Source organism: Pseudarthrobacter albicanus, assembly GCF_018224015.1.
Taxonomy (GTDB): Bacteria; Actinomycetota; Actinomycetes; order Actinomycetales; family Micrococcaceae; genus Arthrobacter; species Arthrobacter albicanus.
In genome coordinates this window covers 1-21,953 of record NZ_JAGPOT010000110.1, presented here as the reverse complement: position 1 = coordinate 21,953, position 21,953 = coordinate 1, and the positions used below count along the sequence as shown (strand labels likewise).

At 64.3% G+C, this 21,953-nt stretch carries 22 protein-coding genes; 7 read left to right on the top strand and 15 right to left on the bottom strand.

Annotation, left to right across the window (positions count from 1 at the left end):
* A partial coding sequence (locus J9611_RS19165; protein WP_211882602.1) for an IS630 family transposase occupies positions 1-768 on the top strand: 768 nt, incomplete at its 5' end.
* A 351-nt stretch (positions 769-1,119) separates the two neighbouring features.
* Here J9611_RS19165 and J9611_RS19160 read toward each other — a convergent pair.
* The 8 genes from J9611_RS19160 to J9611_RS19125 all read right to left on the bottom strand — a co-directional run bounded on the left by J9611_RS19160 (position 1,120) and on the right by J9611_RS19125 (position 12,977).
* Positions 1,120-2,331 (bottom strand): IS4 family transposase, encoded by a 1,212-nt coding sequence (locus tag J9611_RS19160; protein ID WP_211882600.1) that lies wholly within the window; start codon positions 2,329-2,331, stop codon positions 1,120-1,122.
* A 68-nt stretch (positions 2,332-2,399) separates the two neighbouring features.
* Complete coding sequence (locus J9611_RS19155; RefSeq protein WP_211882598.1) at positions 2,400-3,014, bottom strand: DUF4230 domain-containing protein; 615 nt, start codon at positions 3,012-3,014, stop codon at positions 2,400-2,402.
* Positions 3,011-3,511 carry a hypothetical protein gene (locus tag J9611_RS19150; RefSeq protein WP_211882596.1) on the bottom strand — a complete coding sequence of 167 codons (501 nt, stop codon included), beginning with the start codon at positions 3,509-3,511 and terminating at the stop codon, positions 3,011-3,013. The genes J9611_RS19155 and J9611_RS19150 overlap by 4 nt, the downstream gene beginning before the upstream one ends.
* Before the next feature lie 55 nt (positions 3,512-3,566).
* On the bottom strand, positions 3,567-6,791 hold the full coding sequence (locus J9611_RS19145) for a type I restriction endonuclease subunit R (RefSeq protein ID WP_211882594.1): 3,225 nt from the start codon (positions 6,789-6,791) through the stop codon (positions 3,567-3,569).
* Entirely contained in the window at positions 6,788-7,912 is a 1,125-nt protein-coding gene (locus tag J9611_RS19140; protein WP_211882592.1) for a PDDEXK nuclease domain-containing protein, read from the bottom strand. Before J9611_RS19140 ends, J9611_RS19145 begins: the two co-directional genes overlap by 4 nt.
* 174 nt (positions 7,913-8,086) lie before the next feature.
* The gene (locus tag J9611_RS19135; protein WP_211882590.1) at positions 8,087-9,295 is read right to left on the bottom strand and encodes a restriction endonuclease subunit S; all 1,209 of its coding nucleotides are present in this window, start codon (positions 9,293-9,295) and stop codon (positions 8,087-8,089) included.
* A complete protein-coding gene (locus J9611_RS19130) occupies positions 9,292-10,920 on the bottom strand; it encodes a class I SAM-dependent DNA methyltransferase (protein WP_211882588.1) in 1,629 nt (542 codons plus the stop codon). The genes J9611_RS19135 and J9611_RS19130 overlap by 4 nt, the downstream gene beginning before the upstream one ends.
* Positions 10,920-12,977 carry a hypothetical protein gene (locus J9611_RS19125; protein WP_211882586.1) on the bottom strand — a complete coding sequence of 686 codons (2,058 nt, stop codon included), beginning with the start codon at positions 12,975-12,977 and terminating at the stop codon, positions 10,920-10,922. The genes J9611_RS19130 and J9611_RS19125 overlap by 1 nt, the downstream gene beginning before the upstream one ends.
* 236 nt (positions 12,978-13,213) lie before the next feature.
* Here J9611_RS19125 and J9611_RS19120 point away from each other — a divergent pair, with 236 nt between their 5' ends.
* From J9611_RS19120 to J9611_RS19110, 3 genes are all read left to right on the top strand, one after another.
* The gene (locus tag J9611_RS19120) at positions 13,214-13,873 is read left to right on the top strand and encodes an Rv1352/Rv1906c domain-containing protein (protein WP_211882584.1); all 660 of its coding nucleotides are present in this window, start codon (positions 13,214-13,216) and stop codon (positions 13,871-13,873) included.
* Positions 13,874-13,946: 73 nt separating this feature from the next.
* Positions 13,947-14,594 (top strand): DUF4352 domain-containing protein, encoded by a 648-nt coding sequence (locus tag J9611_RS19115; RefSeq protein ID WP_246528068.1) that lies wholly within the window; start codon positions 13,947-13,949, stop codon positions 14,592-14,594.
* A gap of 91 nt (positions 14,595-14,685) precedes the next feature.
* Entirely contained in the window at positions 14,686-15,084 is a 399-nt protein-coding gene (locus J9611_RS19110) for a YjgN family protein (protein WP_246528067.1), read from the top strand.
* Positions 15,085-15,274: 190 nt separating this feature from the next.
* Here J9611_RS19110 and J9611_RS19105 read toward each other — a convergent pair whose 3' ends face one another.
* Together J9611_RS19105 and J9611_RS19100 are read right to left on the bottom strand one after the other, a co-directional pair.
* Entirely contained in the window at positions 15,275-16,726 is a 1,452-nt protein-coding gene (locus J9611_RS19105; RefSeq protein WP_246528066.1) for a phospholipase D family protein, read from the bottom strand.
* A gap of 268 nt (positions 16,727-16,994) precedes the next feature.
* A complete protein-coding gene (locus tag J9611_RS19100) occupies positions 16,995-17,231 on the bottom strand; it encodes a hypothetical protein (protein WP_211882578.1) in 237 nt (78 codons plus the stop codon).
* Positions 17,232-17,623: 392 nt separating this feature from the next.
* Here J9611_RS19100 and J9611_RS19095 point away from each other — a divergent pair, with 392 nt between their 5' ends.
* On the top strand, positions 17,624-17,872 hold the full coding sequence (locus J9611_RS19095) for a type II toxin-antitoxin system Phd/YefM family antitoxin (protein WP_211882576.1): 249 nt from the start codon (positions 17,624-17,626) through the stop codon (positions 17,870-17,872).
* Positions 17,869-18,129: a type II toxin-antitoxin system RelE family toxin gene (locus tag J9611_RS19090; RefSeq protein ID WP_211882574.1), complete on the top strand. Its 261-nt coding sequence runs from the start codon at positions 17,869-17,871 to the stop codon at positions 18,127-18,129. Before J9611_RS19095 ends, J9611_RS19090 begins: the two co-directional genes overlap by 4 nt.
* A gap of 523 nt (positions 18,130-18,652) precedes the next feature.
* On the opposite strand, the gene J9611_RS19085 is transcribed toward J9611_RS19090, so the two are convergent.
* Positions 18,653-19,288: a LysE family translocator gene (locus J9611_RS19085; RefSeq protein ID WP_211882572.1), complete on the bottom strand. Its 636-nt coding sequence runs from the start codon at positions 19,286-19,288 to the stop codon at positions 18,653-18,655.
* Positions 19,289-19,355: 67 nt separating this feature from the next.
* On the bottom strand, positions 19,356-19,493 hold the full coding sequence (locus J9611_RS19080; protein WP_211882570.1) for a hypothetical protein: 138 nt from the start codon (positions 19,491-19,493) through the stop codon (positions 19,356-19,358).
* 277 nt (positions 19,494-19,770) lie between these two features.
* Between J9611_RS19080 and J9611_RS19075 the strand changes: the two genes are divergently transcribed.
* Positions 19,771-20,298, top strand: coding sequence for a YbhB/YbcL family Raf kinase inhibitor-like protein (locus tag J9611_RS19075; protein WP_211882568.1), 528 nt, complete (start codon positions 19,771-19,773; stop codon positions 20,296-20,298).
* 221 nt (positions 20,299-20,519) lie between these two features.
* Here J9611_RS19075 and J9611_RS22610 read toward each other — a convergent pair whose 3' ends face one another.
* The 3 genes from J9611_RS22610 to J9611_RS22145 all read right to left on the bottom strand — a co-directional run.
* On the bottom strand, positions 20,520-20,768 hold the full coding sequence (locus tag J9611_RS22610) for a PhzF family phenazine biosynthesis protein (RefSeq protein ID WP_307857157.1): 249 nt from the start codon (positions 20,766-20,768) through the stop codon (positions 20,520-20,522).
* Between the two features lie 72 nt (positions 20,769-20,840).
* The gene (locus tag J9611_RS22605) at positions 20,841-21,338 is read right to left on the bottom strand and encodes a PhzF family phenazine biosynthesis protein (RefSeq protein ID WP_307857156.1); all 498 of its coding nucleotides are present in this window, start codon (positions 21,336-21,338) and stop codon (positions 20,841-20,843) included.
* Between the two features lie 100 nt (positions 21,339-21,438).
* Positions 21,439-21,953, bottom strand: a 515-nt coding sequence (locus J9611_RS22145; RefSeq protein WP_504742111.1) for an HNH endonuclease signature motif containing protein, incomplete at its 5' end; no start/stop codon positions are given.

Sequence of the window (21,953 nt, the reverse complement as noted above, 5' to 3'; positions counted from 1 at the left end):
GGGCATACGCACTGGTCGGTGCGGAGCATGGCGGCGAAGTCCGGGGTGTCTCCGGCGCAGGTGCAGCGGATCTGGGCGGCCCGGGGTTTGAAGCCGCACCGGGTCGAGGCGTTCAAGCTGTCCACGGATCCGCGGTTCGAGGAGAAACTCATCGATGTGGTGGGCCTGTATCTGAACCCGCCGGAGCAGGCGATTGTGTTGTGCATGGATGAGAAGTCCTCGATCCAGGCGTTGGACCGTACCCAGCCGTCCCTGCCGATGAAGAAGGGCCGGGGCGAAACGATGACCCATGACTACAAGCGCAACGGCACGACGACCCTGTTTGCCGCCCTGGACGTCGCCAGCGGAAAGGTCATCGGTTCCTGTCTGCCCAAGCACCGTCACAACGAGTTCCTGACATTTCTGAAAACACTCGAGAAGGAAGTCCCGGACGGGCTGGCCGTGCATCTTATCCTCGACAATTACGCGACGCATAAACACGCCAACGTCAGGGCCTGGCTGGAGAAACATCCGCGGTTCCACCTGCATTTCACGCCCACCTCCTCGTCCTGGCTGAACCTGGTGGAGCGGTGGTTCAGGGAACTCACCGACAAGGCGCTGCGCCGCGGAGCGTTCCATTCAGTCCCGGACCTCATCGCAGCGATCGAGGACTACCTCGCCGCCCACAACGACGAGCCCAAGCCCCTGGTGTGGACGGCGACAGCGGAATCCATCCTCGAAAAAGTCGCCCGCGGCCGTGTCGCACTCCAAGCCGTCAAGCGAAACTGAGACACACCACCAGTTGGAAGAACCGCATCGTCTAGTTGGAAGTCTTCCAAACGGACAACTGTTCGAGGAGAGTTCCCTGTGAGTTCTTCGAAACTTGAAACGACCCCGCACGCAGACGCGTGCGGGGTCGCTTCTTTCGGCCAACACTACGGATGCTGGCCGGACCGACGGCGCCAATCTAACTTCGCTGTGAGGGTTTGGATTAGAACCAATGCCGTTTACTTTGTGTTTTTTGGTGTTCGTTTGAGTGGCCAGTTGGACATTTTGCGTTTGACTGCGCGGGGGACGGTGCGTTGTCGGCGTGGTGGCAGGAGTTCGTGGAGGATTTCCCGGCAGAAGATGATGAACGCTTCAGCCAGTCGCTGAGGGGGAAAAAGCCGGGCGCCCGGCGAGGGACCGCCGCGCTGCCCGGAGGGTGCGTGTGAAGGAGAAGTGCAGGGGGTCTTCGTCGAATTCGGCGGCGACGGTGCCGATGAGGGACCGGATCGCGTAGTGCGCGCAGAGGTAGCCGTAGATTTCCTGCAGCACCCCGTCGGGTGTTTTGGAACGCAGGACGACATCGGGGCCGCGCTGGTGGGTTTTCAGTTCGGCGAAACTGGACTCGATTTCCCACCGGCGGGCATAGAGGCCGGCCAGGTCCCCGGCCGGGGCCGTGGCGGGGTCCAGGATCGTGGTGATCAGCAGGAACGTGCTGACCTCCTCCCCGGTGGTGACCTCGTACTCGATGACCCGGACCGGGATCCCGTTGCTGTCCTTGCGCCGGTCGTTGCTGCTGGGATACACGGCCGAAAGGTATGAGCCGTCGCCGTAGTCCTCGATAACGGGCAGGGCACTGTTGGCTTTCATCCGCCATAGCAAGGCCGCCCCCGTGGCTGCGCTGTCCTTCCAGGCCGTGTAGGAAAAGAAGCCGCGGTCAGCCATCAACAGCATGTCCCTGGCCAGGTCCGCCAGGAGGGCCGGATACATGTCGTGCTCACTGGTGTTGTAGCTGGAGGCCACGGCAGAGAAGACGGCGTGGGTGCCGCACTCCACCAGGCCCAGCACCCGTGCCTGCGGGAACGCGCTCTTGAAATCCGACTTCGTCCCCGGCCGCCCGTAGGCCTGCTCGTTCGCCGGCGTGTCGGCCAGATCCGGGGTGGTCCCGTCCACGGACACCAGCCGCCATTCCTGGTAGAACCCGGGACCGCCCGGCGCTGCGAACGGCCTGGCGACCTCGGCGAACAACTCCACCATCACCGTGGACCCCAACCGGGTACGGGCCTTGTAAATCGCCGCTTTCGTCGGCATCGTCCACTCACGGAACCGGCCGGTCAGCCATTCCATCCCGGCCAGCAGCGACCGCATGACCTTCTCATACGAACCGTTTGAGAACAACGCCAGGGCCATGACGTAATAGACCATCAACCGCGACGGCAGCAACCGGGTCCGCTGCTCCACGGCCCCGGTACGCCCGATCACCGCATCGACCACATCGGCCGGGAACACCCGCGTCAACACGCCAAGCGAGACGTGGTCACTCAACCGTTCTGGACCCTCAGGAGTCACCCATCCGCTACGCGCCATGCCGAAAGATTAACACAAACCACCTAAGCAAACGGCATTGGGATTAGAACCGACTTGATCAGTACGGCCTAGCCGGACGCGTTGTCAAGGAAGGTGACTTGGATTCCGAGCGAGACGAACACGCCGGTCAGCATGGCCTTGGTATTCTCGGCAGCCTGCTTCCGTAGCTCCGACCCCTCCGCGGCGGCGGCCAGCTTCGTCTCGGCGAGTTTGAAGAACTGCGCCTGCTGGGGCGACTCGATCGCGTCGGCGATCCGGTCGAACACGCCGCGGTCCTGCATGAACACATAGGACCGGTCGTGGTCGAGGTTGGGCTTGTCGAGCTGCGGCTCGGGCAGCCGCACCGTCACCGACTTGCCGTCCGCGGACAGCATCAGGTCCTTGTCAGCGAGGCCGGACAGGTCGGCATAGGCGTTGACGGTGCCCGCTGCGACAAACAGCGTCCGCCGTCCGGCGATGATGTCGGGCATCCACGCGACGTCGTCCTGGATGTCGAGCACCACCTCAAAGTTGCCGACCGCGGCGTGGTACTGGCTGATGTCCTTGATCGACTTCAGCAACGCGGGCTGGCTCCGGTCGGTCTGGCGCACCTGGAACGGGCTGATCCCAAACATGTTCGCTACACCGAGCCCGGCCAGCGCCACGAGCGCGCCAACCACCACGAACGCGATGCGCTTGATCATCGGATCCCTTCTAGCCTTTGAAACGGCCTGGGTTTCGTTCCTATCAGGCGTGCCCCTTCGAGGCCGCGGATGACCAGCTCGCCGGCAAACCCGATGCCGATAAGCATCAGTAAAGTACCATTGCGGGCCGAGCTGGCCGCGATGTAGGAGTTTTGGGACCCTTCAATCGAGGCGATGTCGTTTGCGTACCAGCCGTTGACCACAGATTGCTGTGGGGCACCTTTCGTATCGCCGTTGTAGAGTTCGTTCTTGAGTGAGGCTGCACTGAGCTGCGACTTCCAATCAGAAGGACCGCCTGCGGCGTTTTCAGCAGGATTGTTTCCTGCCCACGTAAGGGCAAGGAGTACGGCCAACACAGTGCCCAGAACGAAGCGGGCAGCGTTCACCCCTCCGACTTTTGGAATTCTTAGCCGCCTCGCCTTGAGTTTTGGCGCGTGGTCGGGCGTCGGCGGCAGCTCCGGAGCCGCGCTTCCACTCGATGTTTCGTAAGTAGTCATTTCCCCATTTTTCATATTGTTGTTGCAACCGCCTGGTGGCGGAATCTCGTGCCGGTTAGCCCCGTGCGTCGGCAAACCGCGGTGCCATCGACTCCATCTGCTCCATGACCAGCTTGATGGCCTCGGGCTGCTTGTCCGGCGGGTAGCCGAAGCGGACCAGGAGCCGTTTGATCGAGGAGCGCAGCTTGGCCCGCACGTCGTCGCGGACGGTCCAGTCGGTGCGCACGTCCCGGCGCATCACGGACATCAGCTCGCGGGCAATGTCCGCGAGGACGCCTTCGCCTTGGACTGCCACGGCCGATTCATTGGAAGCCACGGCGTCATAGAACGCCAGCTCGTCCGAATTCAGCGGGGGAGTGAAGTGCGCACCGCGCTGGCCTTCGGCGGCCACCTCGCGGGCCAGCTCCACCAGCTCGGCAATCACCTCGGCGGACGTCAACTGCTGGTTGGTGTACTTCTTCATCAGCTCGGTGATCCGCTCGGAGAAGGCCCGCTGCCGGATCACGTTGTTCCGTGTCGTCTTGGCGGACTCGTCGGCGATCAGTTTCCGCAGGGCCTCGATGGCCAGCTGCGGATTCCGGGCCTGCTGGGTCTTGGCGATGAATTCCGGCGTCAGGTCATCCAGCGACGGCCTGGGCATGCCCGCCGCCTCGTAGATGTCCAGGACCTCGCCCGAGGACGTCGCGGAGGCGATCAGGTTCCCCAGCAGCCGCTGGATCTCCTCCGGCACCGGCTCGCCGCTGGCCTGCCGGTCGGCGGCGTCGTACTTAGCCATCCAGACGCGGATTTCCTCGTACACCTGGATCTCGGGCCGCAGTTCGGCGAGCGTCTCTGATCCGGAGCACAACGCCCACGCCCGGGACAACTGGCTGGAGAACCTGCGGTACCGGGCAGCAAGGGTCTCTTCGCCTTCAATAGGCTGGTTGCCAGGAGTGGAAGGACTCCGCAGGTAACTGACTGCACCGGTGACGGCGTTCAAGAACGCCTTCGGGCCGCCCTTCATCAGCACGGCCTTCCAGTCATACCCCGCAAGCAGCTCCCGCAGCGATTCCACCAGCGAAAGCGTCAGGCCGACGGCCTCATCAATGTTCCGCCCCACCGGCCTGTTCGCCCGGTCGGACTGCGTATATTCGCCCAGCGCCTTGGCCAGGTTCTCCGCCAGCGGCGCGTACGCCACGAGCAGCCCGTCCTGCTTGCCGCGGAAGGTGCGGTTCACCCTGGCCAGCGTCTGCATCAGCAGCGCGCCCTTGAGCGGCCGGTCCAGATACAGGGTGTGCAGGGGAGGGGAGTCGTAGCCGGTGAGCATCATGTCCTTGACGATCACCAGTTCCAGTTCGTCGTCCACGTCCTTGAGCCGCTCCTTCACGGTGGCGTTCAAGGAGTCCCGGCGCACGTGGTCGGAGACCGGCGGCACGTCGGACGCGGTGCCGGAGTAGACCACCTTGATCTTGCCCTTGGCGAGGTCATCGGAGTGCCACCCGGGCCGCAGCTCAACAATCGCCGTGTACAGCTTCGCGCAGATTTCCCGCGTCCCGCCCACGATCATCGCCTTGCCCGGCGCCTCGATGAACTTGCCCATCCGCGCGCTGCGGTTCTCCCAGTGCGCCACCAGGTCGGCGGCCAGCGCCGCGATCCGCTGCGGCGCACCGTAGACGGCGTTCACGACGGCGACGCTCGCCTCGATGCGCGCCCGCTCGGTGTCGTCCAGGCCGAGCGTGGCCTCGTCGGCTGCCTGGTCCAGGACGTCCTCGGTGACACCGGAAGCCAGTTCCACCTTGATCAGCCGGGGCTCGAAGTACACCGGCACCGTGGCGCCGTCCTCCACCGCCCGGGACAGGTCGTAGACGTCGATGTAGTCGCCGAACACGTCCTGGGTATTGCGGTCATCGAAGGAGATCGGCGTCCCGGTGAACGCGATCAGCGTGGCGTGCGGCAGCGCGTCGCGGAGGTGCCGGGCGTAGCCGTCGAGGTCGTCGTAATGCGAACGGTGCGCCTCGTCCACCACCACGATGATGTTGCGCCGCTCGGACAGCAGCGGGTGGTCGGCGCCGGCATCCTTCTCCGACTTGCTGCGGCCGAACTTCTGCAGGGTGGTGAAGTAGATCCCGCCGGTGGTGCGGTTGCTCAGTTCCTCGCGGAGCTCGGAGCGCTTCCGGACCTGCCTGGGCGACTCCGCCAGCAGCAGGCTCCGGTCAAAGCCCTCGAACAGCTGGCCGTCGAGTTCGTTGCGGTCCGTGATGACGACGACGGTCGGGTTCTTGAGCTGGGGGCTCCGGGCCACCAGGTTGGCGTAGAGCTCCATCTCCATGGACTTGCCGGAGCCCTGCGTGTGCCAGACAACGCCGGCCTTGCCGTTGCTGGCCACGGCCTGGATGGTGCTGCCCACGGCCTTGGTCACGGCGAAGTACTGGTGCGGCTTGGCGATGCGCTTGCTCAGCCCGTCCGGGCCGCCGTCGAACGCGGTGAAGTTGCGCGTCAGCTGCAGGAAACGATCCACGTTGTAGAGGCCGTTGAGCGCGGTCTCCAGCGCGGTCACGGCCTCGCCGTCTTCCATATGCCCCGGGGCGACAGGCACGCCGTCGTCGTCGACGTTCCACGGCGAGAAGTGGTTCAGGGGAGTGAACGGCGTCCCGTACTTGGCGTGGATCCCGTCCGAGGCGAGCGTGAAGACGCAGAAGCGGAACGCCAGGGGGAATTCGCGCAGGTAGGTCTGCAGCTGGGCGTGCGCGGCGGCGACGTCGGCCGTGGCGCTGCCGGCCTTCTTCAGTTCGATGACGCTCACCGGCATGCCGTTGCAGTAGAGCACGACGTCGAAGCGGCGTTTGTAGTCGCCCTGCACCAGGGTGACCTGGTTGACGGCGAGCCAGTCGTTCTGGTCCGGGTCGGAGCTGAGCAGGTGGATAGTGGGGTTGGCCTCGTTGCCGTCCGAGTCGATGTAACTGAGCCGGTAGCCGTCCACCAGGTAGTTGTGGAGGCGGTGGTTCTCGGTGATGGCATCGTTGGACTTGGGCGAGGCGATCTCGGCGACGGCCTGCTGCAGGTACTGGGCCGGAACCGTCGGGTTGAACCGCTGCAGCGCCGCGAGGAGCCGGGGACGGATCAGCAGCTCATCCCAGGAGTCCCGCTCGCCGGTGCCCGGGGCGATGTCCTGCCCGGAAACCGGCCGCCAGCCGAGCGGCTCGGCCAGGAGCTCCAGGGCCATGCCTTCCCAATCGGCTTCGGAAAAGGCTACTGCGGGTGCTTGCGTCACGGTGATTCCCCCTGGTTGACCGGAAGTCATTCTGAAATATCGCCTGAAAGTTCGGCTTCGAGTTCGCTGATGCTGGGCAGAGTCGACGCGAATTCCTCGGGCAGCGAATCGACGATTTCCGCCTTCCACTCCGAGACACCGATCGGCATCGCGGTGGTCCGAAGCGCGTACTCGGCCACCAGATCATTCTTGGACTTGCAGAGCAGCAGGCCGATGGTCGGCTTGTCGTCAGTATGGGCCAGCAGGTCATCCACGGCCGCCATGTACATGCCCAACTGGCCAAGGTAGCCGGGGTCGAATTTTGTGGCCTTGAGCTCCACCACCACATAGGCGCGCAGCTTCAGATGGTAGAACAGGAGATCGGCGAAGAACTCGTCGTCGCCGATTGCCAGGCGGACCTGCCGGCCGACAAACGCGAATCCCTGGCCCAGTTCCAGCAAGAACTTCTGGATGTGGTCCACAAGCTGGTTTTCGAGCTCGCGCTCGTTCCGCCGGTCAGTCATCGCGACGAAGTCAAAGACGTACGGATCACTAAATGATTGCTCCGCCAGGTCTGAGTCCGACGGCGGCAAGGTCGCCTTGAAGTTGTTGATCGCTTTGCCCGAGCGCTCGTGTAGCTTGGTCCCAATCTGGTGAACCAGCACGTCGCGGGACCAGCCCTGTTCGACGGCGGCCGCTGCGTACCAGAGGCGGGTGTCGGCGTCGTTGAGCTTCTCGAGCAAGGCGATGTGGTGGTACCAGGGCAATTGTGCAAGGCCTTGCACAATTGCGAGGTGCGGCCAGGCTTCTGCGAATGACCGCATGTACTTGAGGTTCCGCGGTGAAAATCCTCTCGTCCCCGGAAACGTTGTCTTCAAGTCGGCAGCGAGTCGATCGATGACCTTCGCTCCCCAGCCTTCGCTGTTCTGCCTGTCCAGAATGAGTCTGCCGATGGTCCAGTTTGTGGAGATGAGCTCCCGGGTGATTGCGGTTGTCGAGCTGAGCCGGCCCAGCTGGATGCGCTGTGAAACGGATTCGAGCAGGTCCTGATACCACGGGGGCATGGTGCTTGCTGCCGGCGTGGCCGGAAAGCCTGCCTTATCGGCATGCTTGCGTGTGCCTGGACCAATCCCAATTTTGGGTGCTGGGTTCGGGTTACTTGGCGTTGACATGACAGGTCCCCTTCGCGGTCTTCGGTCTGGCTATCTCGAAGCTACCGAAGGGGTACGACATTGAGGCGGAACACGGCCGGCAAACTAATGTTGCAAGCGGCGCTTGCAACATCTCCCCATTCTTCGACAGCAATTGTGCAACGCCTTGCACAATTGCGCTGGCGCTACTCGCCGTCACACGCCGACCTTGGCCAACTCGGCTTCGGCGTCCTTGACCCGCAGTTTGCCGGACATGAGTTGGGGGAGGAGCGCGTCGCGGTTCTCGATCAGCTTGAGATTTTCACGCTCAGCTGCCAAAGATTGCTTCCACAACCCCGCCATCAGCTGGTCATGCTTATGAATCTCTTCGAGCGTCGGAACGGCGACGTGTTCGTCCAGGTGCTTGCGCTGTATATGACCCATGGTGGTTGCTTTGTCAGCGGCAATGGACTTGAACTCGTCGAGCTTGTGGCGGAGCAGTTCATAGATAAGCCAGTGCGCGTAGCCGCTATTGGGGATGACTTTGAAAATATGCTGGTTGACTATTCCTTCAGGTCTGAACCATCTGGCAAGCGTCAATGAACCTGACCAAGCGAAAAGCAGATCACCGGGACGAGCAATATGCTGATCATCCACATGGATGTCGTTGTAGACCGTTGATCCGCCGATTCCGCTATTGAGCTCCGCGATACGGATGACAACTCGGCCCGTTCCACTCGCATTTTTAGTGAACGCCTTGCCGTTTACGAACTTCGCGGTCTCCGACAAGGGAACCAGCCGGCTACCAGATCGGCTCATGGACAGGAAAAGAGTGTGCGATAGCTGATCGGCGGTGGCGACGAGCTTTGTGTTGGCGGCGATCTTGTCGTCGAGAGCCCCCAGCACTCCCGCAATGGCTTGCTGTTCGCTAAGCTCTGGGATCTCAACTTTGAGCGCACGCAGTTGACCAAGGTTGAACCCTGGAATCGTGCTTCCGATTGCTCGAGACTGAACTTCGAAAATCATCCTGGGCTGACTCATGTTGTAGTACAAAAAGAGCGAGTCAATTTGTTCTGTATCGGGCGTCAGCTTCATCTGTTTGTTAGACACGACGTACTCGTCGTACTTTGCGTCTGCGTCAATCAACCCAATTTGGCCAACGGATCCCCAACATGTGAAAACGAGGTCATCCTTGCGCGCAGTGCTCCTCCCGAAGGTGGCAGCGAGATCCGGATCCAAGAACACAAGGTCCCGTTCGTCAAGCTTGGTTCCAACATCGTCACTCAAATTCATTCCCCGCAGCATCGGAACACCGCTCGGGCGGAAATTCTTGGACGCTACGGCGGAGCCGAACGGACCGGTCGCCAGAGCAGACTTGTGGCTAGAAGCAAGATCCTCAATTGTTGTCGTTCGCCAGAGAGTCATGAAACTCTCCCCAGCTGCTCCCGAACAACCGCCGCCAGCCGCTCGGATTCCTCGAACTGCTCAAACAGCTCCTTGGACAGCCGCGCGATCTTCTCCTCGACCGGCTCGCCGTCGTCCTCCACATCGGCGGCACCCACGTAGCGTCCCGGCGTCAGCGCGTAGTCCGCAGCCTTAACCTCCGCGAGGCTGGCCGAATAGCAGAAGCCCGCTTCGTCGTCGTACGTCAGTCCAGCCTCAACAGCAGAAGATGTCCCGCGCCAGGCGTGGTAGGTGTTGGCGATCTTGGCGATGTCCTCGTCGGACAGCGCGCGCTCGGCCCGGTCCACCATGTAGCCGAGGTTCCGGGCGTCGATGAAGAGCACCTGCCCGGTCCGGTCCACGGAGCCACGCGGACCCGCGGTCTTGTCCTTCGCGAAGAACCAGGTGCACACGGGGATGCCGGTGCTGCGGAACAGCTGGGTGGGCAGCGCGACCATGCAGGAGACCAGGTCCGCCTCGACCAGCTGGGCGCGGATCTCGCCCTCACCGCCGGAGTTGGAGGACATGGAGCCGTTGGCCATGACCACGCCGGCGCTGCCGCCGGGGGCCAGCTTGGAGATGATGTGCTGGATCCAGGCGTAGTTGGCGTTGCCTGCCGGGGGCACGCCGTACTTCCAGCGGGGGTCGGACTCGGAGCGGGCCCAGTCCTTGATGTTGAAGGGCGGGTTGGCCATGATGAAGTCGGCGCCGCTGGTGCCGCTGAGTTCGGGGTGCTGGTCCCGGGCGAAGGTGTCTCCCCAGCGGGAGGCGAGGTTGGCGTTGAGGCCGTGGATGGCGAGGTTCATCTTGGCCATCCGCCAGGTGCGCTCGTTGAGCTCCTGGCCGTAGACGGAGATGTCCGAGCCCTCCATGTTGTGGGCCGCGAGGAATTTCTCGGCCTGGACGAACATGCCGCCGGAACCGCAGCAGGGATCGTAGACCCGGCCGCGGTGCGGTTCCAGGACCTCCACCAGCACCCGGACCACGCCGGCGGGGGTGTAGAACTCGCCGCCGCGCTTGCCCTCGGCCTTGGCGAACTTCTCCAGGAAGTATTCGTACACCTCCCCGAGCAGGTCGCGGGCCTTGCTGGCACCTTGGCCGGTGAAGCGGGCGGAGTTGAACAGGTCCAGCAGCTCGCCGAGGCGGCGCTGGTCCACGTTGTCGCGGTTGTAGATGCGGGGGAGCGTGGCGGCCAGGCTCTTGTTGTCGGCCATGATCAGCTCCATGGCCTCATCGATCAGCTGGCCGATCGACTTGGGCTCGGCGCCGTCGAGCGCCGGGAGGCCCTTGGCGTTCTCGGCCAGGTACGTCCAGCGGGCCCGTTCCGAGACCCAGAACACGCCGCGGCCGGTGTACTCGTCGACGTCGTCGATCAGCTGGGCGATCTGCTCCTCGTTGAGCCCGTCCGCCTCCAGTTCGGCCTGGATCTGCCCGCGGCGCTCCTCGAAGGCGTCCGAGACGTACTTCAGGAACACCAGGCCAAGGATCACGTCCTTGTACTGGGAAGCATCCATGGAGCCGCGCAGCTTGTCCGCGGCCTTCCAGAGGGTGTCCTTGAGTTCCTTCATCGTGGACGGGGCAAGGTCCACCTTCAATTTCGGGGGCATTAGCGAGTTCCTTCGGTCTGTGGATCGGCGAGCTTAGTGCTGGGGTCTGTCAGTGTGAGGCTTCCGCCCGCTACGCCGTCCGTAATCAGGGTAGCGAGTTCTTCGAGCCGCCTGAGCCGCTCGCGGGCTTCCCGCTGCTCGTGTTGCAGTGCGGCCAGTGTCTGGCTCAGGTTCCGGCGTTGCGCGTCCGGTGTGCGGCGCAAGCGCCACTGCCGCCAGGACTTGTCCGCGGCCGGGAGGCTGTTGATGTCCGCGGCGACGACGTCGGACAGCAGCCCGCCGGGATCGCCGGCGTCGATCCGGAGCACCCTGGCCGGAAATACGACGGCGGAGCCGCCGTGGGCGTCCACCGTCGCCACGGGATGCGGGCTGGTGCAGAAGACGACGTCGCCGGGCTCGGTGAGCCGGCCGGCGGGGTAGTTGGCCGCGAAGTCCAGCAAACTGATGTGGCGGGGCTGCGCGCCATGCGGATTCAGGAGTTCGTCCGGTCCCAGAACCTGTGTTCCCTCCGTCTGTTTCAGGACGGCGTCCTCAAGGCGGTTGCCCTTGATGTAGCTGAGGTTGCCGGCCGCGATCAGTTCCCGGACAGTGGCAGGCTTTGCACTTGCCTGCGGGTCTCCTGCCCTCACGGCCAGGGCAGCAGGTTTTGCGGATCCTCCGGTGTGCAGCAGGCGCACCAGTTCCTCCACGCGGAGGACGGCCTCCGCGCCACCGACACCCCGGGCCGGACCGCGGGACTGGGCTGCCACCAGGGATCCCTTACCAGCCAGCAGCACCCTGGTCTGCACCAGGCGGGCGAAACGGAAGGAGTGGGCGCGGATGGTGGCGCGGTCACCCATCGACGCGACAATGTCGCTGACCAGGTCCTGGCCGACGTCCTCGGTGAGGTCCCGGGCGCTGAGATCCGCCACCATGGTCCACCGCTCGGCGATGGGAACCTCAGCGAAGGACGGTCCGAGCACCCAAAGTGCCTGGGCTTCGCGTGGCTTGGAGCGCAGCAGGCCCTGGGGAAGCCGCACGACGGCGCGCACCCGGCCGGTGCGCAGCAGCCCGGAACGCAGGCCCGCGGCCACGGCGGCCAGCGGCATATCGCAGAGAACCCGTGCCGGGGCGATGATGACCGCCCGCTGCTGATCGTCCATCTGCAGGGCGAGGTGTTCCACCGCCGAAAGGATCTGGAGTGCGTCCATGCCTGGTGCGCCGGGGGACGGGTACTGCGCCACGTGGACCACGGGTCCGCGGACGGCAAACTCGCCGCCGGGGTCCACCCGGATCTGTCCGCTGTCCACACCATGCACGCGCAGCCGGCGGCGCGCCAGGCGGCCGGCGCCGCCGTCGTCGTCGGCCGTCAGAAACGTGAAGGGAGCACTCTCGCCGGAAGTGTGCACGACGCCCATCAGGAGGTCGCTGCCGCCGCGCGTGGAATCGGCAAACACCGGGTTCCCGCCGAGCGTCGCGGCCAGTTCGACGGCGGCGGCGGCAATCAGGCCCACGGCGGAACCGGCAAGGGCGGTATCTGAATGCTCCCGGAGCCCCGCCCGGAACCGGGCCGCCAGCAGCTGCTCGAAGGCGGCGGGCGCGTTGTAGGCACTGTCCACCAGCCGGTCCGCGAACGCTGCCGTGGACGCAAGCGCCGGGCCCTGGATCTCCAGCTCCGAGTACAGGAACAGATCGTCGGGATCGCACTCGTCTGCAAGGTCCAGCAGTTCATCAGGGGTCAGCGAACCCAACGCTTTGCCGGTCATCGCCTTGACGGTCAGCAGGGCAGTGAGGGCGTCCAGCGTGTTTCCCGGGCCGCTGCCGGTGGCGGGCATCCGTGCGAAAGCGGCGGCGTCGTTCACGGCCTCCGGGTTGTTGCCCCGACCGGTTGCGTCCAGCCAGCCGGCGACCTGGTCGGCGTCGAACAGTTCACGGCCGCCGTCAAGCGCTGCGGGCTCCGGAAATGGGTGAGGAGACCCGGCGCTGCGTTTGCGCCACATGGAAACGACCGGGCGCTGGACCTGGGCGAGGGCGGCAACGTCGGAGAGGGTCATGCGCAGGGCTGCTGCTTCATTCATTTGCGCCTCCTCAGGACGTCGACCCTCAGCCTAGCGGCACCCCAACGATATTCCGGCGAATGACTGATAAGGGGGGTTATCAGCGTTCATTGGCCTGGGCCGCGCCGCGGCGCCGTAGCTTCAGTCCTGCAGCTACGAGATCTTCCGGAGCTGCGACGGCGGCGGGGAACCGTGCATTGGGGGATCGGTATCCCGCCGCCGCTCAGCAGTCATCCGTAAACAGGGGGAAGAGAACAATGTTGAACACCGACACCAACCAGGCGGCGGAAACGCAGACCACAGACGTCCTGCACGAAAAGCAGCCCTCGCCGGGAAAGCCAAAGCCGGGACGCAAGAAAAAGATGTTCGCCACGGTAGCCGTCCTGGCGCTTGTGGCCGGTGCAGTCGTCCTCGGCACCACGCTGCCGGACCCGAAGTCCAGCGATGCCTACGCGGCGCTGGCGGGGGAGAAGGCGTCCGTGGAGTCCGACCGCGACTCGGCTAAGTTCAGCTACGAGTCGATGAAGTCCAAGTACGACACGCTCCAGAACGGCATCGCCGCCCGCGAAGCCAAAGTCACCAGCCGAGAGACCGAGGTGGGGAAGGCCGACGCAGCCGTCAAGACCGCCGAGGCTGCCGTCAAGAAGCGCGAGGAAGCGGTGACCGGCGCCGAGAAGACCAAGGCGGCCAGCACCGTCGGTGACGGCACCTGGACGGTCGGCAAAGACATCGAGGCCGGCACCTACCGCGCGGCCGCCGACGTCGGGTCCACCTGTTACTGGGGCATCTATGCCACGGGTAGCAACGGCAGCAACATCATCGAAAACGACATCCCCGGCGGCGGCCGCCCCACTGTTGCGCTGGCCGGCGGGCAGGACTTCAAGTCCTCCCGCTGCGGCAAGTGGGAAAAGCAGTAGCAGCCCCACGACTCACATCATTCATTCACCCTTAGAAAGGCACCACATGTCCCACGAAGTTTCGGAACAGCCCTTGACTGCTGCGATTGCAGCGACTCAGCCCCGGCCGTTCTTCAAGAAGAAGCGCTTCCTCATCCCCGCCGGCGTCTTGGTGCTGGGAATCGCCCTGGGCTCGTGCTCCGGCGGCGCCAAGCAGGCCAGCGATGCCGCCCCGGCGGCGACCTCGACTCCTGCGGCAGCAGCACCTGCCTTTGCGACGGCAGCTGCTGTACCGTCCGCTGCGCCGGCCGCCGCTCCGGCTGCTGCCGCTGCGTCGCCGGCGGCGCCGGCCGGACCCGCCGTCGGCGCTCCGTTCAGCGTCAAGATGGGCAACGGCAACGTCGCGAAGATCACCATTGTCTCTGCCGTTCGAACGGACGCTGTCACGGCAACTGCCTTTGCGACGGCACCAAAGAGTGGAAGCTACCTGCTCCTGGACGTCCTGTGGGAAACGGAGGCAGGCAAGACCAGTTCCAACCCGTTCTACTTCTCGGCCAAGGACGCTAATGGGCGCAAAGCCGATCTGAGCCTCTTTGCGGACAACCAGCTTGGCTCCGGCGACGTTCTGCCGGGTGACAAGACTCGCGGATTCATTGCTTTCGATATTGCGACCGGTGCTTCGACCGTGATGATCTCCACCCCGCTGATGCAGGAAGCCGCACGGATCCAGATCCCGGGGTAGTGCGACTGAGGCGCCGTGTCCGGGGTGCCCGACTCCCTCGCGACGCTTACAGTTCAATTGTTCACTTTCGCGTTATCTATTGGGGGATTCCTTGAGCATCAACAAAGAGCACGTTTCGGCGTATGGGCAGATGCCCGTCGCAGGCGCCGGAACCACAGTGGCCACCGGCGCCGGGGCCGTCCCTGGGGTACAGATCTACGAGTTCCGAGGTGGGGCCGCTTCCTGGTTCGGCACCCAGATCCTCGGCGTACTGATTACGAGCTGCACCATTGGGATCTGCTACCCGTTCGCCTTGGTCCTGGTTGAGCGATGGCGGGCGAAGAACACCTACCTCCACGGCCGGCAGCTTCAGTTCGTCGGCACGGGGTGGGGCATCTTCGGGCTGTGGATCAAATGGGCGCTCCTGAGCATCATCACGCTTGGCATCTACACCTTCTGGGTCTACCCGAAGCTGATGCAGTGGAAGGTTGAAAAGACCGTCTTCGCTTAGTCAGAAACGGCCCTCACATTGACTTCGCATTCCCGAGCGACGGCATCCCGGCCGATCTCCGAGTAGGGGGTTCCGAAGACTGTTTGGCGCATAGCGACCACATGCCGCTGATCTTGGACCTCGCCTAGGAAGCACTATGCCTTGTTCGGCAGTCGGAGGTCCGCGCGGCCCTTGCACCAGACTTGGTTGCCTAGAACTGGGTAGTGCCGCGCAGTCGATGGGGGCGGCCGTCCGGGTCCACGACGAGGCGGCTGATCGGAACCGCCCAGAGACGTTGGAGGGGTGACACGGGTTCTGTGGTGTGGCGGCGCACGTGTCCAGTGGGTCGGGGCGAGCGGTGCCCGGTTTCGTGCCAGCGGTCGAGAGCGTCGGCAGTGGTGTTCCAAAGCTTGAGCCCGGCCGCCGGGTCGAGGAGCCGGGGATCGTCCTGCTCCAGGCCCAGGTTTTCGGCCCAGAGTTGGAGGCGAAGCCCGTGGGCCAACGGCCGGGAAGCATCGTGGCCGGTGTCTGTGCCGGTCGGTTCCCCGTTGTCGGCAGTCGTGTCGAGTACGGCGCAGGTGAGCTCGCTGTCGGTGGTCCAGGATCGACGGTTGAAGTTGTCTGAGCCGCAGGTAAACCAGGTGTCATCGATGATGCAGATCTTGGCGTGGACGTAGATCGGAGTTCCCAAGCGGTTCTCCAGGTCGAACACGCCGACCCTGTCGGGCGCGACCCGGCGCAGCATCCTGATGGCACGCAGTTGCCCGATCCGGATAGCCGGCCCTGCGAGAGGACCGTCGGAGTCGGGGTAGCGGGGCACAACGGCAATCACCCTCAATTCGGGGTTCCGTTCGAGGGCCTCCGCGATTCCGGCTGCGACCTCTGTCGACCACAGGTACTGGTCCTCGATGTAGATCAGCGAGCGGGCCCGGGCGAAGGCTTTCGCGTAGCCGCGGGCAACGCTGCGTTCCCCTTCAGGTGCGAACGGGAACGGGGGACGTTTCACCCCGTAGGTGCGCAGCAGCTGCACGGCATGAGGGCCCGCCGGTGGTGGCGGCGGCGCAGTGGCCGGGAGCGGTTCGGGGTGCCGGGGCATACGGGCGAGACGTTGCAGCAGCATCCGGTAGGGAGTGCGTCGGTCCAGGGGATGGGGGTCGTTCCACCGTTCAGCGAAAACTGCCAGTAGGTCTGCCACCACGGGGCCGCGCAGTTCGAGGGCGGCATCGTGCCAGGGGGGTCGTTTCCCGTACCGGGAATCCATGGTCACCGCTTGCGGGTCTCCCGCATGGTCGGCGTCGTCCCGTCGGCTGTGGCAAAGGTCGATCCCGCCAACGAACGCGATGTCCCGCGACGCGTTGTCACGATGGCGGATGACGAAGAATTTCTGGTGATGGGAGCCGAACAGGCGTACTCGCTGATCAAGCAGCACCTCTCCGCCGGCGTCGTTGACCTGACGACTTAGGAGCTCATTGGATCGGCCGCTGATCGGGGCCGATACGCGCTCTCCGTGGGATCTCCAGACAAGGCCCCGCACTTCCACTCCCGCGCGGGCCAACGCCGCGAGCACGTCGCCGATCGAGGGTCCGTCCGCCAGCAGCCGCTCGTCGGCGTCGCCACGCCAGTCGGTGAACCACACGCGGTCTCCCGCCTGCAGAGCCGTCAACTCCTCATGCAGTCGGGCGAAGTAGGTCGCTCCATGAATCAGGGGCCGCACTAGATTGCCCTCCGACCAGGACGGCGATCCGGCACCGCCCGCGTGCACGTCGGTGGCCAGATTCCCCCGCTCAGCGCGACTTAGAAACCACGTACCAGCATCACTGTCCACTCAGTCCTTCTTTCGGGGCCCGAGGCCAGGCCGCTAGTGTCCGGTCTCCAAAGTAGCCTACGACTGTGCTGACTAATGTCAGCGACCGGGTCGTAAGCGCCGGGTATTAGCGGATCACCCGCCCGGTTTTCGGGTCGATCTGCGGGACGTGGACGGCGCCAACAGGGTGGACCGGGCGCAACGCCAGCTGGAGGCGGCCGCGGGCGGTGTTGGCCACGAGGTCGTTGGAATCATCGATGAGCTGCCAGAGCGCCTGCGACCCGGTATCCGGGCCCTGCGCCAGGGATAGCCGGGAGTTGGCGTCGCCGACGACCGGCGCTGCGGAGGGTTGACAGGATTCCATGCCTGACCGATTCGGCAAAAAGGGAACCGGCACCACAAACTTCCAATTGCTGGAAGTTCTTCCGAGTAGATCAACCTCTCACATTTTGATCTGATGACAACTGAGCAGCTGCGGAACGACGGCGGTTGTGAACCGGTGCCCTAAGTGGCGCACCGGTCGTGGAAGCGCTCAGGCGGATTGCACATGAGTTTTGCAGTCCGGTCGGTCGGCACCTACAGGGGGAACCAGGTAGCCAAGGCTAGTGATATTCGTGGAAGCGCGTCCTCATCATCTTTGACGAACTCGGCCAGGCATGTCTGCGGCTCCGATACCCCACAAGGTCTTCCGAAATGAAACAACGGGCGTCCACGGCTCTTATGTACACCTGATGCTTTCAGGTGTACATTTAGAGCATGTCGACGATCAACATCACGGACGCACGGTCCCGCCTGCCAGAACTCCTCGCCGTGGCCGAATCCGAGCCGGTATTTATTGAGCGCCGCGGGCGTCGGGCAGCTGTTCTGTTGTCGCCGGAGCGCTACGAGCAGATGCTTGATGCCGTGGAAGAAGTCGAAGACATCGCAGCGTTTGACGCGGCCATGGCCGAAGAGGGCGAGAATATCCCTTGGGCCCAGGTGAAGGCCGACCTTGGCTGGGCATGACGAAATATCGGATTGAGCTACGTCCCGCGGCCCTTCGGGCCCTCAACCAAATCCATCCCAAAGATCGCGAACGTATCCACGGTGCTATCGCACTCCTTGGGTCCGATCCCCGGCCGCCCAAAGCAATTGCCCTGAGCGGCCGTCCGGGTTTTCGGGTCCCTGTTGGCGATTATCGGATTATCTATACAATCCAAGACGACGTCCTGCTGGTGGTTGTTGTCACCCTTGGTCATCGACGCGACGTCTATGGCAAGTAAGTGGTGCAGCTCCGATCGAGTCCCCTGCATGGGAGCCCACTACTTTGGCCCCCATTTGCTTGTTAGGACACCGTCGGTTGCTGCCGCCGTGCCCTTTCCCCGCCACGGATAATCAGTTCGCCAGCAACTCCTAGACCAATGAGAGCCAACAGGTTGCCATTCCTGTCCAGCCCATCCAAACGCCGGCCGGTTATGGCTTCTTCGGCGTCCGCCGCGCTCTGTGGCCGAAACCGGCGTGCCGCCTTCAGTGTCAGTAGCGTCGTCTCAACAACTCGTTAGTCGGCCTTCGACGTGGACCTGCGAACGAGACCCTGGCAGATCTCTCCTGACGACCGCCGGTGGAGGCTCCCTGAGAACCTGATCGAGTGAATGCCAGGCGCAAACAACCCGGACCATTTCCCGGGAACCGGGCGTGGTCTCCGAAAACGTCGGCTGGCCTGCCGACGGCCAGCACCCTGTTCCGAGGCCAGGCAGCTCACATATCCCCGCGGGCTACGGGCTACGGCACGGGCACGGGTACGGGCTACGAGCTGGTGCTGGATGCCAGCACGCCCAGGCCGAGCGCGGCGATAATGCCGCTGCTGCCGCGTTCGAGCCAGCTGCTCACCCGGGGGCGCTGCAGCCAGGCCATTGCCTTCGCTGCCGCGATGGACACGGCCACCAGATAGAGGAAACCGATGGCGCTTTCGATGGCACCAAGCACCATGGCGGTGTCCAGGGTGTTGCCGCCGTGTGGAATGAATTGCGGCACGACGGCGAGGTAAAACAGGCCGACCTTGGGATTGAGCAGTGTGGAGAGCGCGCCGGCGCCGAACCCTGCCCTTCGGCTGTAGCCCCGGCGGGGAGGCCGTCCGGCGGTTGCGGAGGTTGTTTGGCGGCGGCCCCGGATCAGCGACGAGATTCCCAAGTACAGCAGGTACAACCCGCCCGCGATCTTCAGCCAGCGGAACACTTCCGCGGAGTCTTCCAGCACTTCGGCGAGTCCCACTCCCACCAGCGCGGCCCAGACCAGGGACGCCAGTGCCGAGCCGAGCGCCGCGGCAAGGCCGGCCCCGGCATTCTGCAGCGAGATCCGCAGCACGAGGAAGGTATCCGGGCCGGGGGTGACGGAGAGCAGCAGGCACAGCCCGGCAAAGGCCAGCAAGGTTACAGCGGTCATGAACACCATTGTCCGGGTGCTGGCTGCCTGGTTGCAATTGCAGCAATACCCGGCCCGGGTTCGCCGGTCAATCTGGAATATCGCCTGAAAGTTCGGCTTCGAGTTCGCTGATGCTGGGCAGCGTGGAGGCGAAGTCCTCGGGCAGCGACTTCACGATCTCGGATTCCCATTCGGCGATACCGATCGGTTTGGAGGATCCGCGCAAGGAGTACTCAGCAAAGGCACCTACGTACTCATGGTCGAGTTCTCCACCTACGATGAAGGCATGGAAAACTCGAACCGCCACGAGACAGGAGATTTCCCAGCATTCCTGGCCGTGATCTGCGACGGCCACCCCGCGTTCCGCAACCTCGACCTGCTCCGCGAAGAAGACATGTAGGTCAGCGCCCGGAGGGAGGTCGCAATCCGGGTTCGGCCGCATCAAGCTGAAGAAATGTGATGCTGCTGATCAACTCAATTATTTCAGGAACAGGAGAAGTTAGATGACTTGGAACCCCTACGAGAACCTTCCCGCAGCGGCCTCGTTCTCACTGACCAGCAGCGACCTGCGGGAGGGCGAGAAGCTGGCGTTGCCACAGGTCAGCCGCATCTTCGGCGCCGGCGGCGAAGACGTTTCCCCGCAGCTCTCCTGGAGCGGCTTCCCGCCAGGGACGCAGAGCTTCGTGGTCACCATGTGCGACCCCGAAGCGCCCACGGTAACCGGATTCTGGCACTGGGCCGTGGTGAACATTCCCGGCAACGTCACCGAGCTGCCCGCTGGCGCAGGAGAGGAGTCGGGCTCGGGGCTCCCGCCGGGCGCCTTTCAGCTCCCGAACGACGCCAGGCTGAAGCGCTACGTCGGGGCCGGGCCGCCGGAGGGCACCGGGAGGCACCGCTACATCTTTGCGGTCCTCGCCCTCGCCGCCGAGAAGGTCGAGATTGACCCAGAGGCGACGCCTGCTCTGCTGATGTTCAACCTGTTCAACGGCACCCTTGGACGCGCCTTCCTCGAGGGCTGGTACGAGAGGTAGGCCTCCTTCGGCACCACTCAGAGGTGCAGGACGGCGCCCGTCCGCGATCGCTCGTAGCGGGTGATCCCGGCCGGTTCGCCTCGTCGCATTGCCCACAGCGATCGAGTCATAGCGATCCATCCGGGCTGCCCACCTCGCGTTCGCCTGGGCTCCCCGGGCCGGTCCATCTACATCTGGCACCACTGACAACGGCGGACCCACGGCCGCGGCCCCGACTCTGATCAGCTGTTGACCGTAGGGGGCGGGATCCGGACGGCCCTGCCGCTGACCACTATTCCGCCGGCAGCGGGAATGTCCACTGTGAGTAAGCCCGGCAGGATGCGCATGTAGGCGCCGACCGCAGCCGCCGCGGCCCCTGTTGCAGGGTCCTCTGTGATGGCGCCCACCGGGAACAGATTCCGGGCCGCGAATTCGCCATCTGCGATACGGTGCAGGACGGTCACCGTTGCGGCCCAGCCCTGTATGTCCATGAGGCGGCGCACCCCCTGTCGGCCCCGTCGTCATCGAAACATCGGGCGATGGCGCCGACATCACCGCATGGTTCACCGCCGTTGAGCCACAGCTGGCCGCATTCGGCGACGCTGTCCTGGCTGAACTCCTCGGACTGCTCGGCGTCGGGCGGGGCGATCTCGATCCGGCCTATCCGCCGCGGATCGCGTATTCGGGAAACTGGCATCCGGTGCTGGTCTTCGCCGACCGCACCCTTTTCGATTCCTTTGGCTTCGATCCGGAGGGGTGTCGAAGGTGAAGGATCCTGCCCCGTCGCGTTCGCTCAGCGCAACGGCCAGCGCAATCGTCGCATGGCCGCAGAATGGCACCTCGGCGATCGGCGAGAAGTACCGAACCCGGCTCCGACGCGGGTCCCCGTCGACGCCCTGTTCCGTCACAAAGGCCGTTTCGGCGTACCCGACGGCGGCCGCCACCGCCAGCATCCCGGCATCATCCAGATGGCCGGCATCCAGGACCAGACCGGCAGGATTGCCGCCATTTGGCGTCGTGGAAAAGGCCGCATAACGGAGGACCCCAGGGGTGTTTTCCATTCCCCGATCCTCCCATGTCCAGCCACCGCATCAGCGGCCATCCACTCATCGGGACGGTCTATCGCCGTGTAACGCACTGAAACTACATGCAACTAATCGATCAGACACATTGGAACAGGAAGCATTCCGGGAAGGGGTCCCCGGGTAGTGCTGGCCAGCCCGGGTCGTCCGTGTCTGCGGCGTGCAGTGGATGCTCGGCCGTGAATTGGTGCCATTCGGGGAACGGGTCCGGGGGCAGTTCCGGTCCCGGGTCTGCGGGCAGGCATTGGTCCGGGCCTGTGTCCGTGGTGAGGATGTGGTGTGGCCAGTGGGGTGGTTCCCAGTCCTGGTGCTCGCTGGGGTAGTGCCGTCTTGACGGAGAGGTCCATCCTGGTGGGTTGTCCTTGCTGGCGCCGGTTGGTTTCCAGGATGAGCTGTGTTTGAGGCGGTGGTGCCTGGGGCAGGGCTGGCCCAGGTTGGAGATGCCGGTGTTGCCGCCGTCGGCCCAGGCCAGGAAGTGGTCTGCTTCGTTGTCCAGGGAGTGGTTGCTGCAGCCGGGGAAGGGGCACCTGCCATCGCGGAGGCGGAGCCATTGACGCTGGGCCTTCGTGACGCGGTAGCTGGTCCGTCCGATTT